Below are 15,385 nucleotides of genomic sequence, written 5' to 3'. Positions count from 1 at the left end.
GGTGAAGGGTCAGGTCAGGTCAGGGCGGCGCAGGCGGTGGAGAGGCGTTCGCAGGCCTCCGTCAGGACCGCGCTCGACGTCGCGAAGGAGATGCGGAAGTAGCCGGGGGCTCCGTAGGCCGCCCCGTGGATCACCGCCACCCGCTGCGACTCCAGGAGGTGGGCGGCGAACTCCTCGTCCGTGGCGATGCGTTCGCCGGCCGGGGTGTGCCGGCCCAGCAGTCCCGCGCAGTTCACCAGGACGTAGAAGCCGCCGCTCGGTGGCGTGCAGGTCAGGCCCGGGATGTCGGTCAGCATCTTCACCGTCTCGTCCCGGCGGGCCCGGTAGACGGCGACACAGTCGTCGATGAAGCCCTGGTCGCCGGTGAGCGCGGCCGTGGCGGCCGCCTGGCTGATCGACGAGGGGCAGGAGGAGATCTGGGACTGGAGCTTGTTGACGGCGCCGACCAGGCCGGCCGGGCCGGCGCCGTAGCCGATCCGCCAGCCCGTCATGGCGTACGTCTTGGAGACGCCGTTGGTGAGGAACACCCGCTCGGAGAGCCGGGGTTCGACCGCGGCGAGGGTGGTGGGGAGTCCGTCGGGGCCCTCGTCGCCGTACCAGATCTCGTCGTAGATCTCGTCGGTGAGGACGAGGACGTGCGGGTGGGCCAGCAACACGTCGGCCAGGGCGCGCAGTTCGTCCGGTGTGTAGGCCGCGCCCGTCGGGTTGTTCGGGGCGTTGAGGATCAGCCAGCGGGTGGCGTCCGTGATCGCGGACTCCAGACGGTCCGGCGTCAGCTTGAAGCCGTCGGACTCCGGGCAGGGGACGACGACCGGGGTGCCGTCGTTGGCGAGGACCATGTCCGGGTACGACACCCAGTACGGGCTGGGGACGATGACCTCGTCGCCCGCGTCGAGCGTGGCCATCAGGGCGAGGAAGATGATCTGCTTCGCCCCGCCGCCGACGGTGATCCGGTCGGGCGCGTAGGCCAGTCCGTGGCGCTGGGTGAGCTTGCCGGCTATGGCGGCGCGGAGTTGGGGGGTGCCGTTCACGGGCGTGTACTTGGTCTCGCCCCGGCCGATCGCCTCGATCGCCGCCGCCTTGACGTGGTCGGGGGTGTCGAAGTCCGGTTCGCCGACCGTGAGGTCGAGGATCCGGTGGCCCTGCGCCTTGAGTTCGCGGACGCGTTGGGCGGCCGCCGTGCTGGGGGAGGGCTTGATGCGGTCGACCCGCCGGGCCAGGGCCGTGACTGCCGTGTCCGCCATGTCAGTCCGCCCGCCGTTCGAAGTTGAGGCCGCCCGGCACCTGGAAGGTCGGCAGGATCTCCACGTGGCCGATGTTCACATGGCGCGGTGAGTCGATGGCGAAGTCGATGGCGTCGGCGATGTCCTCCGGCTTGAGGGACTCGTAGCCGTCGTAGTAGACGCGTTGCGCCTCCTCCATGTCGCCGAGCAGCCGGCCGAAGATCTCCGTCTCCACCCGGCCGGGGCAGATCTCGGTGACGCGGATGCGGTGGCCGTAGCCGTCGACGCGGAGCTGGCGGGAGAGGGTGTGTACGGCGGCCTTGGTGGCGTGGTAGATCGTGTTGCCGCCGAAGTTGTAGACGGCCGCGATCGAGCTGATGTTGACGATGTGCCCGAGGTCGCGTTCCACCATCCCCGGCATGAGCAGGCGGACCAGGTGCAGTATCGCCTGGATGTTGACCGCCACCTGCTCGTCGACGGCGAACTCGTCGGCGGTGAGGATGTTCCCGGAGCGGGAGACACCGGCGTTGTTGACGAGGACGTCGACCTCGATGCCCCGCAGGGCCTCGGTCAGGGCGGCGGTGTCGGTGATGTCGACGGCGTGCGGCACGCAGCCGGTGCGCCGGGCCAGGTCGGCGAGGCGGTCGGCGTTGCGGGCCACGGCGTGGACTTCGAGCCCCTGCTTCACCAGGCGCTCGACGACCACGGCCCCGATTCCGGTGGAGGCACCGGTCACGAGCGCGGTCTTGTAGTCGGAGAAGGGCATGTGAACTACTCCCAGAGGTGCGGGGTGGGGGGTGGAGTGGTCGGCGCGGTGGTGTGACTACGCGTCGCGCAGGGGCTGGTGCGCCCTGTCCTGGACCCTGGAGACGGCGGCGAGCGTGCCCAGCGCGGTCACGACGGCGTAGAAGGCGGGCATGTTGACGTTGCCGGTCTCGGCGATGAGCCACGTCATCAGCAGGGGTGCGGTGCCGCCGAAGAGGGCGGAGGAGATGTTGTAGCCGAGGCCGTAGGCGGAGTAGCGCACCCGGGTCGGGAAGAGCTCGACGAGCAGGATGTGGATGACGCCGGTGTGCCCCGCGAAGACGACGGCCATGACGCACGCGCCGAGGACGGCGAGGGGGACGTCGCCGGTGCCGATGAGCAGGTAACAGGGGATCGCGACGACCGCCATGGCGATCGCGGCGCCCGCGAGGACCTTCTTGCGCCCCACCCGGTCGGAGAGCCGGCCCATGTAGGGGATGGCGACCGAGATGGCGACCAGGCTGCTCGCGGTGACGAGCAGGCCCTGCACCTTGCTGAAGTGGAGTTCGCTGCTCATGAAGGTCGGCATGTAGCTGAACAGGACGTAGTAGCCGGAGCCGTTCATCAGCGGGATGAAGAGGGCGAGGAGCATCGCGCGGCGGTGCTCGGCGGAGGAGAACGCCTCCTTCAGCGGGTTCCTCGCCAGGCCGCCGCTCTCCTGGAGGCGGGTGAAGTTCGGGGTGTCGCTGATCCGCTTGCGGATGTGGATGCCGGTGACGCCGAGCGGGATGGCCAGCAGGAACGGGATCCGCCAGCCCCAGGACTCCATCCGGTCCGCGCCGAGGCCGCTGGTCAGCGCGGCGGCGATGAGCGTGCCGGTGAGCAGCGAGAGGAAGGAGGCGATCTGGGCGTAGCTGGTGTAGAGGCCGCGCCTGCCCTCCGGCGCGTGCTCGGCGAGGAAGCTCATCGCGCCGGACGCCTCGCCGCCGACCGAGAAGCCCTGGGCGACCCGGAGCAGGATCAGCAGGGCGGGTGCGGCGATGCCGATGGCCGCGTAGGTCGGCAGCAGGCCGATGGCCGCCGTCGCCGCGCTGATCAGCATGATCACGAAGACGAGCATCCGCTGCCGGCCGATGCGGTCGCCGAGGTGGCCGCAGATGACACCGCCGAGCGGGCGGAAGAAGAAGGAGACGGCGTAGCCGAGGAAGACCAGCTGGACGGCGTTGGCCGAGTCGGGGAAGAAGACGGCACCGAGGGTGCCCGCCATGAAGCCGAAGATGCCGTTGTCGTAGAGCTCGGCGAAGATGCCGACGCAGCCGGCGAGGGTGACTTTGCGAGCGGTTCTCGGATCGACCGTGTTGGGGGTCGGTTGGGCGGCCACGGTGGCCATGGCGGTCTCCTTCAATGACGTTCGTGCGCTTTCGGGGACGGGGTGTCACTGACGTGCGGGGACGTGCATGGGGAGTCAGGGGATGCGGTGGGCGTCGAACACCGTGCGGATGCGGGTCTTCAGGGCGTCGATGCCGGCGCGCTGTAAGCGGTACGCGGCCACCGCCTCGGCGACCGTGCAGCGCCGGAAGCGGACGGCCTGGCCGGGGCGGGCCTGGCCGAGCGCGTCCAGGCCGGTCGAGGTGACGACCGCGAGGACGGGGTAGCCGGCGGTGACACCGCGGCCCCGGTGCAGGACGAGGAGTTCGTCGCCCGCGGGCACCTCGATCGCGCCGACGGGGACGCCCCGGGAGAGCACCTCGCCGGTCGCGGTCCTGCGCGGCACGTCGCCATACATGCGCAGGCCGATGTGGTTGCTCCGCGGGGTGACGGTGAACTCCGAGCGGAACAGCCGGTCGGCCGAGTCGCCGAACTCCGCCAGGTCGGGACCGTCGGTGACGTCGATCGTCCATGCCGTCGCCCCGGCGAGACGCGGTACGGGCGCGTGCACACGGAACAGCGGGATGCCGTAGACCCGGTGGCCGATCGGGGCGCGGAGGGCCGTCCGTACGGCGATCTGGTCGCCGTCCCGCAAGGTGCGGCCGAAGCCGAGGATCGTGTCGGGAGCGCAACTGCCCAGCAGGTACGGCGCCTCCAGCGAACCGTGGACGGCGAGGTAGGCGCGGACGCCGACCCTGATGCCGGTGACGCGGATCGTCTCGCCCGCGCGGACGACGACGGGCTCCCAGCGGGGGCGCGGGACGTCGTCGACGGTGAGGTCGGCGGGGGCGCCGGTCACGGCGACGAGTACGTCCGCGGAGGGCGTGCAGCCGAAGTCCGCCGCGGTGATCTCCAGCAGCGGCGCGCTCTCGTCGTTGCCGGTGAGGACGTTGGCGACGCGGGCGGCGTACTGGTCGGGCGCGCCGTTGACGGGGAGGCCGTGGCGGGAGCGGCCGGGGCGGCCGAGGTCCTGGAGGGTCGTGAGTCCGGCGCGGTGGATGGTGAGGGTGTCAGCCACGGGTCACCGCCTCGGCCGAGAGCATCGCGCCGTCGTGGTCGCGCCACTGCTCCGCGGTGATCGGCACGAACCGGAAGGTGTCGCCCGGCCGGTACGGCGTCAGCGGCTCGGCGTCGAGGTCGAGGACGCGCAGCGGGGTACGGCCGAGGAGGGGCCAGCCGCCGGGAGACCGCATCGGGCAGATCACGGCCTGCCGGCCGGCCACCGCGACCGAGCCGGGCGGCACGCTGGTCCGTGGCGAGGCCAGCCTCGGCACCGGCGCCGGGAACGCGGGACCGTCCATCATCGGCGCCCCCACGGGTGCGCCCAGACAGCGCACGGTCAGGTCCTGGGCGGTGTGCAGCGCGACGACCTCCCGCTCGGTCAGGCCGAGCCGGTCCGCGACGACGGGGAGATCGGGACCGTGCTCGCCGCCGTAGACCACCGGGACGGTGAAGCGCCGGGGGGACGGCGACGGGGGTGTGCCGTCGGTGAGTCGGGCTGTCGCCCGCCGCAGGGCGCGGCGGACCGTGTCGTGGTCCGTGGTGGCGCAGTCGAACTCGACGAGGAGGGAGTCGTAGGCCGGGACGATGCCGTACACACCGGCCACCGCCGCCGCCTCGACCGCGTCGGCGAGGGCGTGGACGAGCCGCCAGGCCCCCGCGCCCTGGGCCTTCACCACGATGGCCGAGTCACCGCAGTCCGCGATGCGGATGTCGCCGTTCATCAGGTGCTCTTCCCGTCCAGTACGGCGGTCAGCGGGGCGATCCCGACATCCGCCGCCAGGAGTTCCTTGCGGATGCGGTGGGCGAGGGAGATGGCGCCGGGCGTGTCGCCGTGCAGCAGGACGGTGTCGCAGTCGACGGGGAGGTCACGGCCGCCGACGCTGCGGATGACGCCCTCGGTCACCATCCGGACGGTGCGTTCGGCGATCTCCCGCTCGTCGTGGATGACCGCTCCGGGTTCGCTCCGCGGCACGAGGGTGCCGTCGTCCTGGTAGGCGCGGTCGGCGATGCCGACGACGGCGACGCGCAGGCCGCGGGCGCGGGCGGCGTCGGCGAGTTCGCCGTCCTGCGCCAGGACGATCAGCGAGGGGTCGAGGGAGGCGATCGCCTCGGTCACGGCGACCGCGTAGTCCTGCCGGGTGGCGACGAGGTTGCCGAGCCGGCCGTGCGGGGCCACGTGCCCCACCCGGGTGCCGTGCGCGGCGGCGAACGCCTGGAGCGCGCCGACCTGGTAGAGGACGTCGGTGCGGACCTCGTCCGGGGTCAGGTCCATCGCGCGGCGGCCGAAGCCGACGCGGTCGGGAAAGCTGGGATGGGCGCCGACGGCGACTCCGCGGTCCACGCAGTGGCGGACGGTGGCGTCCATGATCCGTGGGTCGCCGGCGTGGAAGCCGCAGGCGATGTTGGCCGAGGTGAGGACGGAGAGGAGGGCCTCGTCGTCCCCCATGGTCCAGGGGCCGTACCCCTCGCCGAGGTCGGCCACGAGATCGACCGTGTGCGTCATGTCGTCCTCCGCCCAGAATCTGAAAATCGGGAAGCCGGGGAAATGAATCCGAAACGCGATTAACGTGGCCGTTGCAATTTCTTCGGCGGGTCGCCGTCGGCCGGGAATTCCGCGTTTCGGTGACCGTAGTACCGGCGGATCGGCGCTTCAAATACCCGTTGTGTGTGACGTGATAAGGGCGGGATATGACACCGCTCACTCTCGGGCCGCCCGGGCCGCCCGTACGATGAGCCCTCCTGTCAGGGCTGGAGGCCGCCGATGGACACCAGGCGTCTGTACTCGTTCGTGAAGATCGTCGACGCCGGGAGCATCACGCGCGCCGCCGACATCCTGCACATCGCGCAGCCCGCGCTGAGCCAGCAGGTCTCGATGCTGGAGACGCAGTTCAAGCAGCAGCTGCTGATCCGCAGCAAGCGCGGGGTGGCACCGACCGAGGCCGGGCGTGCCCTCTACCGCCACGCCCAGCTGATCCTGCGCCAGCTCGAACACGCGCAGGCGGCGGTCGACGTGTCCGGGCGGGCGCCGGCCGGGAGCGTCTCGGTGGGCCTGGCCCCGTACAGCACCGGCGCCGCGCTGGCCCTGCCGCTGCTGCGGGCCGTGCGCGAGCGCTACCCGGACATCCTGCTGCACATCAACGAGAACTTCGGCGGTGTCATCAGCGAGGCGATCATGACCGGCCGGATGGACATGGCGTTCATCTACGACGCAGGTCCGGTACGCGGTGTCCAGTTCGAGCCGATGCGGACCGAGGACCTGTACCTGGTCGCCGCGCCGGGCACCGGTTCGGCGACCGACCGGGACGAGGTCTCCATCGCCGAGCTGGCCGGTGTGGGCCTGCTGCTGCCCAGCCGTATCCACACCATCCGGCACGTCGTGGACGCCGCCTTCCGCCATGTCTCCCTGGAACCGAGGGTCGTCGGTGAGATCGAGTCGGTCCTGACCCTGACCAGTGCCGTCGGTGCCGGTCTCGGCGCCACCGTGTTGCCGTGGTCGGCGGCCCAGGTCATCCTCGACGTGCGGAGTCTGGTGGTGCGGCGGATCGTCGACCCCACGATCGAGGTCAAGCTCTCCCTGTGCACGTCCGATCACCAGCCGCTGTCGGAACCCGCCCTCGCCGTACACGATCTCTTTCATGAGCTGATCAATGAATTCGGCGGGAATCCCGACACCCGATGACGTCACACGAATCCGGTATTGGTCGCGTCGGCTGAGCGCTGACTAAAGTTTTCACCGGCGTAACGCAAAAGCAGCGTGGGAGTGGTGGATGAAAGAGCGCGTGCTCAGTACTCGTGGCACTCTGCCCGGCGGGGGGCTGCGCCGGCTGGCGTCCCGTCCGGAGACGGACGTCGTGCGCTGGACGGGCACGGGCAGACCGGAGCCGGCCGAACTGGCCTCGCTCGCCGCGGCCGAGGGCGGCGTGAGCGCCGTTCTGGCCCTGGGCAACGACCGTGTCGACGCCGAACTGCTGGACGCGGCCGGTCCTGCCCTGAAGGTGGTCAGCCTGGCCAGCATGGGGTTCGAGAGCGTGGACCAGCGGGCCGCGGCCGAGCGCGGGGTCGTGGTGACCCACACCCCGGGGGTGCTGGCGGAGACGACCGCAGACCTGGCGTTCGCGCTGATCCTGGCCGCCCGCCGCCGGCTGGGTGTGGCCCGTGACGCGCTGCACTCCGGGGCGTGGGACCTGTTCCGGATGGATGACTACCTCGGCCTGGACGTGCACGGTGCCACCCTGGGCCTGGTCGGCTACGGGCAGATCGGCCGGGCGGTGGCACGGCGCGCCGCCGGCTTCGGCATGCGCGTGCTGCACCACGACCGGTCCGGCTCGGCCGCCGACGGCCTCTCCACCCCGGCCGCGCTGCCGCAGCTCCTCGCCCAGTCCGACATCGTCTCGCTGCACGTCCCGCTCACCGACGCCACCCGCCACCTGATCGGCGCCGCGGAACTGCGGGTCATGAAGCCGACCGCCACGCTGGTCAACACCTCCCGGGGCGGCGTCGTGGACGAGGCCGCCCTGCTGCGCGCCCTCGACGAGGGCCGTCTGCACTCGGCCGGGCTCGACGTCTACGAGCGTGAGCCGCGCGGCGCGGACGTGGCCGACCTGACCGCCCGGCCGAACCTGTTCGCCCTGCCGCACATCGGCTCGGCCACCGAGGCGACCCGCGCGGCGATGGTGGACCTCGCCGTGGACAACATCCTGGACGTCCTCGACGGGCGCCCGGCCCGCACGCCGCTGCCGGGCACGAAGGCGGAGCCGGAATGACGACCAGCCCCCTGTTCGACATCGCCGGGCGCATCGCGCTGGTCACCGGCTCCAGCCGCGGCATCGGGCGGGCGCTGGCCCAGGGGCTGCTGGAGGCCGGCTGCACGGTCGTCCTCAACGGCCGTGACGAGACGGCCCTCGCCCGCACCCGCGACGAACTCGCCGGAAAATCCCCCGCGTTCGCCTCCGCGGTGTTCGCCTACCCCTTCGACGTGACCGACTCCGCCGCCGTGGCCGCGCACGTCGCCGCGATCGAGGACGAGGTGGGCCCGATCGACATCCTCGTCAACAACACCGGGGCCCAGCACCGCGCGCCGCTGCTCGACTTCACCGACGACGACTGGCACCGCCTGATCGGCACCAACCTCACCAGCGCCTTCCTGGTGGGCCGGGAGGTCGCCCGCCGGATGGTCCCGCGCGGACACGGGAAGATCGTCAACATCCTCTCGGTGCAGAGCGAGACGGTACGGCCCGGCATCGCCCCCTACTCCGCCACCAAGGGCGGCCTGAAGCTGCTGACCAAGGGCATGTGCGCGGACCTCGGCCCCTCGGGCATCCAGGTCAACGGCCTGGGGCCGGGCTACTTCGAGACCGAACTCACGGCGGCACTGGTCGTGGACGAGGAGTTCAGCGCATGGGTACGGGGGCGCACCCCGGCTGGCCGCTGGGGCCGCGTCTCCGACCTGATCGGCGCCCTCATCTTCCTGGCGTCCCCCGCGTCCGACTTCGTCAACGGGCAGGTGCTGTACGTCGACGGCGGCATGCTGTCGGTCCTGTGACCGGGCGGAAGGAGCATCACATGTACGCGTGCGTGGTCCACAAGGCGGGCGATCTCCGGGTCGAGGAGTGGGACCCCGGCCTGCCCGGCCCCGGACAGGTGCTCGTGGCCGCGTCCCTGGGCGGCGTCTGCGGCTCGGACCTGCACTACTACCACCGCGGTTCGGTCGGCGACTTCCGGGTCCGCGAACCGCTGGTGCTCGGCCACGAGGTCGTCGGCCGGGTCGCCGCCCTCGGCCCCGGTACCGAGGGCGGCCCCGCCGTCGGCACCCCGGTGGCGGTCCACCCGGCCACCCCGTGCGGGAACTGCCCGGAGTGCGCGCGTGACCGGCGGAACGTGTGCGGTCACGCCCGCTATCTCGGCAGCGCCGCCCGGATGCCGCACGTCCAGGGTGGTTTCGCCGAGCGGTTCGTCGTCCCCGCCGACCAGGTACGGGTGCTGCCGGCCGGGCTCGACCTTCGCCGCGCCGTACTCGCCGAGCCGCTCTCCGTCGCCCTGCACGCGGTGCGCCGCGCCGGGGAAGTGGCCGGCAAGCGGGTGCTGGTCACCGGGGCCGGTCCGATCGGTTCCCTGGTGGTCGCCGCGCTGCGGCACGCGGGAGCCGCCGAGGTGATCGTCAGCGACCTGCTGGACGCCCCGCTGGACATCGCCAGGAGCGTCGGCGCCACGGCCACCGTCCGGGCGGACCACCCCGACGACCCGGCCTGGCCGGACGAAGTCGAAGTGGCGGTGGAGGCGTCCGGCTCCGGGGCGGGGCTGGGCACCTGTGTCCAGCGGGTCCGCCGGGGCGGCACGGTCGTCCTCCTGGGACTGCTCCCGCCCGGCGAGACCGGCTTCCTCGGCAACGTCGTCGTCACCCGCGAGATCAGCCTCCGGGGCGCCTTCCGTTTCGACCACGAATTCGACGACGCGCTCGCACTCCTGGCCTCCGGCCTGGACGTCGGCCCGGTCATCAGCCACACCCTGCCCCTGGCCCGCGCGGTCGAGGCGTTCGACCTGGCCGGCGACCGCACGAGAGCCTCCAAGGTCCTGCTGGACCTGGGCGGCGAATAATCCCGGCACGGCCTCGTCAGCCCCACGAGCACCGCGATCACGGTGGCCGTCAGCGTGAGGTCGATGGTGGCGGGCAGCCGGTCCAGGACCGCGTCCATGGCGGGCCTGCCGAGCCGGTGCGACTCACCGAAGTCAAGGCGGCAGACGTCACCGAGGTAGCTGAGGTACTGCGCGCCGAGCGGCCGGTCCAGTCCGAGCGAGGCGCGCAGGCTGTCGATCTGGCTCTGGTCGGCGTCCGGGCCGAGCAGCACGGTCGCGGGGTCGCCGGGTGCGGCCCGGACGATGAGGAAGATCAGCTGGAACGGCTGCGCCTGGCACGGGCGGAGCCGCTGCTGTGGCTCAGCAACCTCTCGCTGCGCGCCATAGCGGTCCAGTGCGGCTTCGCCGACGCCTACCACTTCTCGCGCCGGTTCCGCGCGGTCTACGGCATGCCCCCGAGCGCCTTCCGTACGGTCCCGCCCGAGTCGGCGCCGCCGTCCCCGATCACGAACGGCGCGCTGTCCGCGCTCCAGGCCCTGGTGCCGCCCTCACACCCGGGACGGTGACCGTCCGACCGTCAACCGGGCCGGCTGGTACGGCACGTAGGCGGCCCCGTCCAGCCCGAGTGCGGTGGCCGACCGCTGGAGTGCGGCCGGGGTCGCGGCGTCGTCCCAGCGGCCGGTGCCGACGCGGTGTTCGAGGGCGTGCAGGGCGGCCACCGTCTCGGCGGTGGTGAACGCGCAGTGGCCCTGCCGCTCGACATAGGCCTGCCGCAGCAGCGCGCCGTCGCCGGCGGCGCGCACCCGGGCGGCGAAGCGGTTCTCCTGCTCGACGGGCACCAGGTTGTCCGCGGTGGTGTGTATGTCGAGCAACGGCACCTCGAGGCCCTGGCCCGCGGCGGAGGTCCGCTGCGCGGTGCGGACGGCGCCGGGATCGGCGGTGATCGTGGCGTGCTCGGTCAGCGTGCGCAGGTCGGCGTCCAGGTGAAGGCCGGCCGCCCGGTACAGGGCCTGGACCTGGGGCGCGTGTGCGGAACCGGCGAGCAGCCGGGCGTAGTCCACGCCCCGGTTCCAGGAGTTGCTGCCGCCGGCGGACTGCTCGACGGCGTACCGGCCGCCCTCGACGAACGACAGGATGCCCTGGGCGAACCAGTCGTACTGCTGTGCCTCCTGGCCCACCCAGTCGGTCGCGGCGGGCCGGTCCTTTCCGGGGGACCAGGCGGGCAGGTTGAGGAAGGCTGCGGCCAGCGCGATCCGGGCGCGGCCCTGCGCGGTGCCCTGGGCGTCGGTGACCGCCTTGGTGAGCAGGGCGGCGGTGGTGGCGGCGTCGGCGGCGGTGTCGAACCGTACGAGTTTCAGGTCCTGTCCGGGCAGGAGCAGGCGGGCGATCGTGTACTCGGCGTCGAGCTGGTAGTTGTCCAGGTCGGTGGCGCCCGCGACCAGGCCGCACTGGCCGAGCGCGCCGTCGATACGGCCGCCGCCGTCCCGGGCCAGCTGGGCGTTGACGAGCCCGCCCATGGACTGGCCGACGGCCAGGGTGCGGCGGGGCGTGCCGATCTCCGCCGTGACCGCGTCGAGGGCCGCGAACTGGTCGCGTTCGGCGCTGTTCAGGGCCCACATCGAGCCGTTCGGGTCGTACGACGACCCGGCCAGCGCATACCCCTCCGCGAGCAGTTCGGTGCGCACGTCGGCGGTGGGGGCGTCCTGGGCGACGGCGGGGCCGAAGCCGTGGCTGAACAGCAGCAGGGTGCCGTTCCAGCGCTCGGGCACGTCCGCGATCCAGGTGGCGCCGTCGGCGAGGGTGCCGGTGAGGTGGCCGGCGGCCGCGGTGTCCGCTTCGGCGGCGGGTGCGGGGAGGGCGGTGAGGACCGAGGACGCGAGCGTGGCCAGGGCGGCGAGGGCGATACGCAGCCGGGTGCGGGAGGCGCGGGAGCGGGTGACGGCAGACATGGGGGGCGGCTCCTTGTACGTGTACGTGGGGGAGTGCGCGCGCGGTACTCAGTGCACTGAACGAAGGCGTCCTGGAATGTAGGGCTGATTTCATGCTGCCGTCAATGGAATGCCCAACATTGCTGTCGCCGTGCCAGTCGCTGCCGGCCGTCGACCAGGGCGTCAGCGCAGGAGCCCGTCCGTCGTCTCCCGGTCCGGGTAGCCCCCTTGGGCTCCGAGGTGGCCGCAGGCGTACGTGGCCGAGGCCACCGCCGCCCGTAACGCCGTGTGCGGATCCTGGCCGGACAGGGAGCGGGCTATGTAGACCCCGGCCAGGCAGTCGCCCGCTCCGGTGGTGTCGACGATCCGGTCGGCGGGCGGCGGCGTGACGGCGACGTCCCCGGACCCGTCCGTCAGGACCGCCCCCCGCGACCCCTGGGTGCGCACGACCGACCCGAGCCGGTGCCGGGCGGCGAAACCGCGGACGTCGCCGACCTCGGCCGCGGCCCGGTCGTTGAGGAAGACCACCTCCGCCCCGTACAAGGCCGGCGCGAGGGCCGCCGCGCCGTGGCCGAGCGCATGGGGCTCAAGGTCGACGGAGAGCGGGATGCCGGCGGCCCGGGCCCGCTCGGCCAGGACCGCGGCGGCCTCGGGGTCCAGGCACGAGGTGTGGATCCAGTCCACACCGTCCAGGTCGGCCTCGCGCAGCCGCTCCGGCGGCGGATACTGCGACACCGACGAGGTGTAGACGAGCCGCTTCTCCCCGTCCTCGGCCAGGGTGCACACCGACACCGCCGTCCTGCCCGGTGTCGTGCTGACGCCGGTGACCCCGACGCCGCGCGCCGCCAGGTAGTCGGTGGCGTAGGCACCGAACACGTCGTCCCCGACGACGGCGAGCAGAGCCGCGCCGACCCCCTGCCGGGCGCAGGCGACCGCCGAGTTGGCGACGACTCCGCCGGCGCCGACCAGGTTCTCGAACGCGTGCGTCTTCTCGTCCGGTTCGGGAAAACGGGCGACGCGCAGCGCGACGTCGAACGCGATGTCTCCGCAGAACAAGGCCAACGCCATGATCGGACTCCCTCGCGACAACCCTTGCGATGCCTTCGCCATGTCTTCGCCGTGTCCTTGCCAGTGCACCACAACCGCACCGCCCGCACGGCGGACAAGGGGCAACGGTGCCAGTGGAGGGCGGCCGAGAACACCGTCATGGTGATAGCGCCCGCGAAGTGACCGGCGGGCTCTCGTGGTTTCGGCCGGACCCCCGGCCCGGCCCCGCGGGAATCCCACCAACCCGGCGATCCACACCGCACCTTCACCGGCGCCCTCTTGACCAGCGACAACCATCACCTCGCCGCCACGTCCCGCCGCGCTACGCCCCGCTCACCCCAACGGCCTTGTTGTCCTTACGTCTTGACGTGCCCGGCCGCTCCGCGTTTGCTTCCTTCACGTCATCGGTTGCGCATGATGCTCCCCCCACTCGGAAGGCGCCTGATGTGAGCGCTCCTGTCCTCTGCGGCACCCCCGTGCCCCGTATCGCCCTGACCGTGGCCGCCTCCACGTCCGCTCTCGCGCTCACCGCGTGCGGTGTCGTCGACAGCATCGGCGGGGGCGGTGACTCCCCGTCCGCGGCGAAGGGGGACGACATCACGGTGGGACTGCTCCTGCCCGACAAGGACACGGCCCGGTTCGAGACCTTCGACCACCCCATCTTCAGGAAGGAGGTCGCCTCCCTCACCCACGGCAAGGGCAAGGTCGTCTATGCCAACGCCGAGGCGAGCCCGGCCGCCCAGAGCCGGCAGTTCCGCCGGATGGTGGACCAGAAGGTCGACATCATCCTGGTGGACGCGGTCGACGCCAAGGCCATCGCACCGGACGTCCGGAAGGCGAAGGACGCCGGCATCCCCGTCATCGCCTACGACCGCCTCGCCCAGGGCCCGATCGACGCGTACGTCTCCCACGACAACGAACTCGTCGGCGAGGTGCAGGGCCGCGCCGTCATGGAAGCGCTCGGCAGCAAGGCGGCGACCAGCGAGATCGTCATGATGAACGGCGACCCCGCGGACCCGAACACCGCCAGTTTCAAGGAGGGTGCCCTCGACGAGTTCCGGAACAAGGTCCGGATCGTGAAGTCGTACGACACCGACAAGTGGTCGCCGGAGGTCGCCGGGGCGAACATGAAGAAGGCCATCCAGGCCGTCGGCCTCAAGAACATCGCCGCCGTCTACTCGGCCAACGACGGCATGGCCGGCGCCGTCATCGGCGCGATGAAGGAAGCGGGGGCCACCACGATCCCGCCGGTGACCGGGCAGGACGCGAACCTGGACGCGGTGCAGCGGGTCGTCTCGGGCGAGCAGTACATGACCGTCTACAAGTCGTTCCTGGACGAGGCCACCCAGGCCGCCAAGATGGCGGTGTACAGGACGCAGGGCCGTGACATCCAGTACGACGCGCTGACCCGAGACACGGTCGACAGCCCGACCCGGCGGAAGATCCCCGCGACGCTCGTGCCGGTGGTCTCCCTCACGAGGGACAACATCAAGGACACGGTGGTCGCGGACGGCGTCTACACCGTCGCCCAGATCTGCACCCCGACGTACGCGGCGGACTGCGCGGCGATCGGTCTGGAGTAGCGGACCGGCCCGCACACCCGCCATCGGCCCCGGACTCCCAGGCCGTGATCCGCGCTACGCGGCGATGACGGCGACCCCGGTCCTGCCCCCGTCGACATCCACCACGGTCCCGTGCACGAAGGCCGCCTCGTCGCCGGCCAGCCAGACCACGGCCTGGGCGATGGCGTCGGGGGTGCCGACCTGGCCGGCCGGGGTGCCCTTCATCATGACCTCGCCCGGATGGGGCTCCGCGCCCGCCGGGGCCGGGGGCAGGATCACGCCCGGCGAGACGGCGTTCACCCGCACGCCCTGGGGGCCGAACTCCGCCGCCCAGGCCCGGGTGAGGGTCTCCATGGCCCCCTTGGTGGAGCTGTAGAGCGCGCCGACGGGGACGGCGAGCCGGGCGATCCACGAGCCGAGGTTGATGATCGCCCCGCCGCCGGCCTCGGCCATCGCCGGGGCGACGGCGGCGGTGAGGAAGAACGGCGCCTTCACGTTCACCCCGTAGACCTTGTCGAAGGTCTCCTCGTCGGTGCCGGTGGTACCCGGGGACGGATAGATGCCGGCGTTGTTCACCAGGATGTCGATCCGCCCGCCCAGGGTCTCCCGGGCCCGGGCGGCCAGGCTCCGGGAAGCCTCCGGGCTGCCGTCGAGGTCCGCCGCCACGAAGTCGGCCAGGCCGCCGGACGCGCGGATCCCCGCCACGACCTGTGCGCCCCGTTCCGCATTGCGCCCGGACACGATGACATGTGCCCCCTCGGCGGCGAAGGCCTCGGCGATCGCCTGCCCGATGTTGCTGGTCGACCCCGTGACCAGGGCCGTCTTGTTCCGCAGCCGTTCACTCATGACGCAGTCTCCCTCAGTCCGTCTGCTGTGC

The 15,385-nt window shown here is 72.1% G+C and carries 15 protein-coding genes and 1 pseudogene; 6 read left to right on the top strand and 10 right to left on the bottom strand.

The window, feature by feature from the left end:
* Positions 1-14: 14 nt before the first annotated feature.
* The 6 genes from AB0N16_RS25940 to AB0N16_RS25915 form a co-directional block, all read right to left on the bottom strand.
* Positions 15-1,244 carry an aspartate transaminase gene (locus AB0N16_RS25940; protein ID WP_365800542.1) on the bottom strand — a complete coding sequence of 410 codons (1,230 nt, stop codon included), beginning with the start codon at positions 1,242-1,244 and terminating at the stop codon, positions 15-17.
* 1 nt (position 1,245) lies between these two features.
* Positions 1,246-1,989 carry an SDR family oxidoreductase gene (locus tag AB0N16_RS25935; protein WP_351707965.1) on the bottom strand — a complete coding sequence of 248 codons (744 nt, stop codon included), beginning with the start codon at positions 1,987-1,989 and terminating at the stop codon, positions 1,246-1,248.
* A gap of 57 nt (positions 1,990-2,046) precedes the next feature.
* The gene (locus AB0N16_RS25930) at positions 2,047-3,357 is read right to left on the bottom strand and encodes an MFS transporter (RefSeq protein WP_365800540.1); all 1,311 of its coding nucleotides are present in this window, start codon (positions 3,355-3,357) and stop codon (positions 2,047-2,049) included.
* A 75-nt stretch (positions 3,358-3,432) separates the two neighbouring features.
* Positions 3,433-4,413: a biotin-dependent carboxyltransferase family protein gene (locus tag AB0N16_RS25925; protein WP_365800538.1), complete on the bottom strand. Its 981-nt coding sequence runs from the start codon at positions 4,411-4,413 to the stop codon at positions 3,433-3,435.
* Positions 4,406-5,119: a carboxyltransferase domain-containing protein gene (locus AB0N16_RS25920; RefSeq protein WP_365800536.1), complete on the bottom strand. Its 714-nt coding sequence runs from the start codon at positions 5,117-5,119 to the stop codon at positions 4,406-4,408. Before AB0N16_RS25920 ends, AB0N16_RS25925 begins: the two co-directional genes overlap by 8 nt.
* Positions 5,119-5,901, bottom strand: coding sequence for a 5-oxoprolinase subunit PxpA (locus tag AB0N16_RS25915; protein ID WP_365800534.1), 783 nt, complete (start codon positions 5,899-5,901; stop codon positions 5,119-5,121). Before AB0N16_RS25915 ends, AB0N16_RS25920 begins: the two co-directional genes overlap by 1 nt.
* A 258-nt stretch (positions 5,902-6,159) precedes the next feature.
* Here AB0N16_RS25915 and nac point away from each other — a divergent pair, with 258 nt between their 5' ends.
* The 4 genes from nac (at position 6,160) to AB0N16_RS25895 (ending at position 9,992) form a co-directional block, all read left to right on the top strand.
* Positions 6,160-7,077 (top strand): nitrogen assimilation transcriptional regulator NAC, encoded by a 918-nt coding sequence (nac, locus tag AB0N16_RS25910; protein WP_365800532.1) that lies wholly within the window; start codon positions 6,160-6,162, stop codon positions 7,075-7,077.
* An 88-nt stretch (positions 7,078-7,165) separates the two neighbouring features.
* Positions 7,166-8,161 carry a D-glycerate dehydrogenase gene (locus tag AB0N16_RS25905; RefSeq protein WP_365800530.1) on the top strand — a complete coding sequence of 332 codons (996 nt, stop codon included), beginning with the start codon at positions 7,166-7,168 and terminating at the stop codon, positions 8,159-8,161.
* The gene (locus AB0N16_RS25900) at positions 8,158-8,940 is read left to right on the top strand and encodes an SDR family oxidoreductase (protein ID WP_365800528.1); all 783 of its coding nucleotides are present in this window, start codon (positions 8,158-8,160) and stop codon (positions 8,938-8,940) included. Before AB0N16_RS25905 ends, AB0N16_RS25900 begins: the two co-directional genes overlap by 4 nt.
* Positions 8,941-8,960: 20 nt before the next feature.
* Positions 8,961-9,992, top strand: a complete 1,032-nt coding sequence (locus tag AB0N16_RS25895; RefSeq protein ID WP_365800526.1) for an L-idonate 5-dehydrogenase — start codon at positions 8,961-8,963, stop codon at positions 9,990-9,992.
* Positions 9,993-10,105: 113 nt separating this feature from the next.
* Here AB0N16_RS25895 and AB0N16_RS25890 read toward each other — a convergent pair.
* Positions 10,106-10,243, bottom strand: a pseudogene (locus AB0N16_RS25890) (ABC transporter permease); the annotation flags it as partial.
* Here AB0N16_RS25890 and AB0N16_RS25885 point away from each other — a divergent pair.
* Positions 10,211-10,537, top strand: a complete 327-nt coding sequence (locus AB0N16_RS25885; protein ID WP_365800645.1) for a helix-turn-helix domain-containing protein — start codon at positions 10,211-10,213, stop codon at positions 10,535-10,537. The pseudogene AB0N16_RS25890 and the gene AB0N16_RS25885 overlap by 33 nt on opposite strands.
* Here the strand turns inward: AB0N16_RS25885 and AB0N16_RS25880 are convergent.
* Both AB0N16_RS25880 and AB0N16_RS25875 read right to left on the bottom strand, forming a co-directional pair.
* The gene (locus tag AB0N16_RS25880; protein ID WP_365800525.1) at positions 10,520-11,920 is read right to left on the bottom strand and encodes an alpha/beta hydrolase; all 1,401 of its coding nucleotides are present in this window, start codon (positions 11,918-11,920) and stop codon (positions 10,520-10,522) included. The two genes, AB0N16_RS25885 and AB0N16_RS25880, sit on opposite strands and share 18 nt — an antisense overlap.
* 162 nt (positions 11,921-12,082) lie before the next feature.
* Positions 12,083-12,967, bottom strand: coding sequence for a carbohydrate kinase family protein (locus AB0N16_RS25875; protein WP_365800523.1), 885 nt, complete (start codon positions 12,965-12,967; stop codon positions 12,083-12,085).
* A 455-nt stretch (positions 12,968-13,422) separates the two neighbouring features.
* Here AB0N16_RS25875 and AB0N16_RS25870 point away from each other — a divergent pair, with 455 nt between their 5' ends.
* Entirely contained in the window at positions 13,423-14,529 is a 1,107-nt protein-coding gene (locus AB0N16_RS25870) for a substrate-binding domain-containing protein (RefSeq protein ID WP_365800643.1), read from the top strand.
* Between the two features lie 54 nt (positions 14,530-14,583).
* On the opposite strand, the gene AB0N16_RS25865 is transcribed toward AB0N16_RS25870, so the two are convergent.
* Positions 14,584-15,354 (bottom strand): SDR family oxidoreductase, encoded by a 771-nt coding sequence (locus AB0N16_RS25865; RefSeq protein WP_351708045.1) that lies wholly within the window; start codon positions 15,352-15,354, stop codon positions 14,584-14,586.
* Positions 15,355-15,385: the final 31 nt, after the last annotated feature.

The sequence above is a fragment of the Streptomyces sp. NPDC051105 genome, assembly GCF_040682795.1.
Lineage (GTDB): Bacteria > Actinomycetota > Actinomycetes > Streptomycetales > Streptomycetaceae > Streptomyces.
The sequence above is the reverse complement of the archived record's forward strand: the minus strand, read 5'-3'. Positions and strand labels throughout refer to the sequence as shown.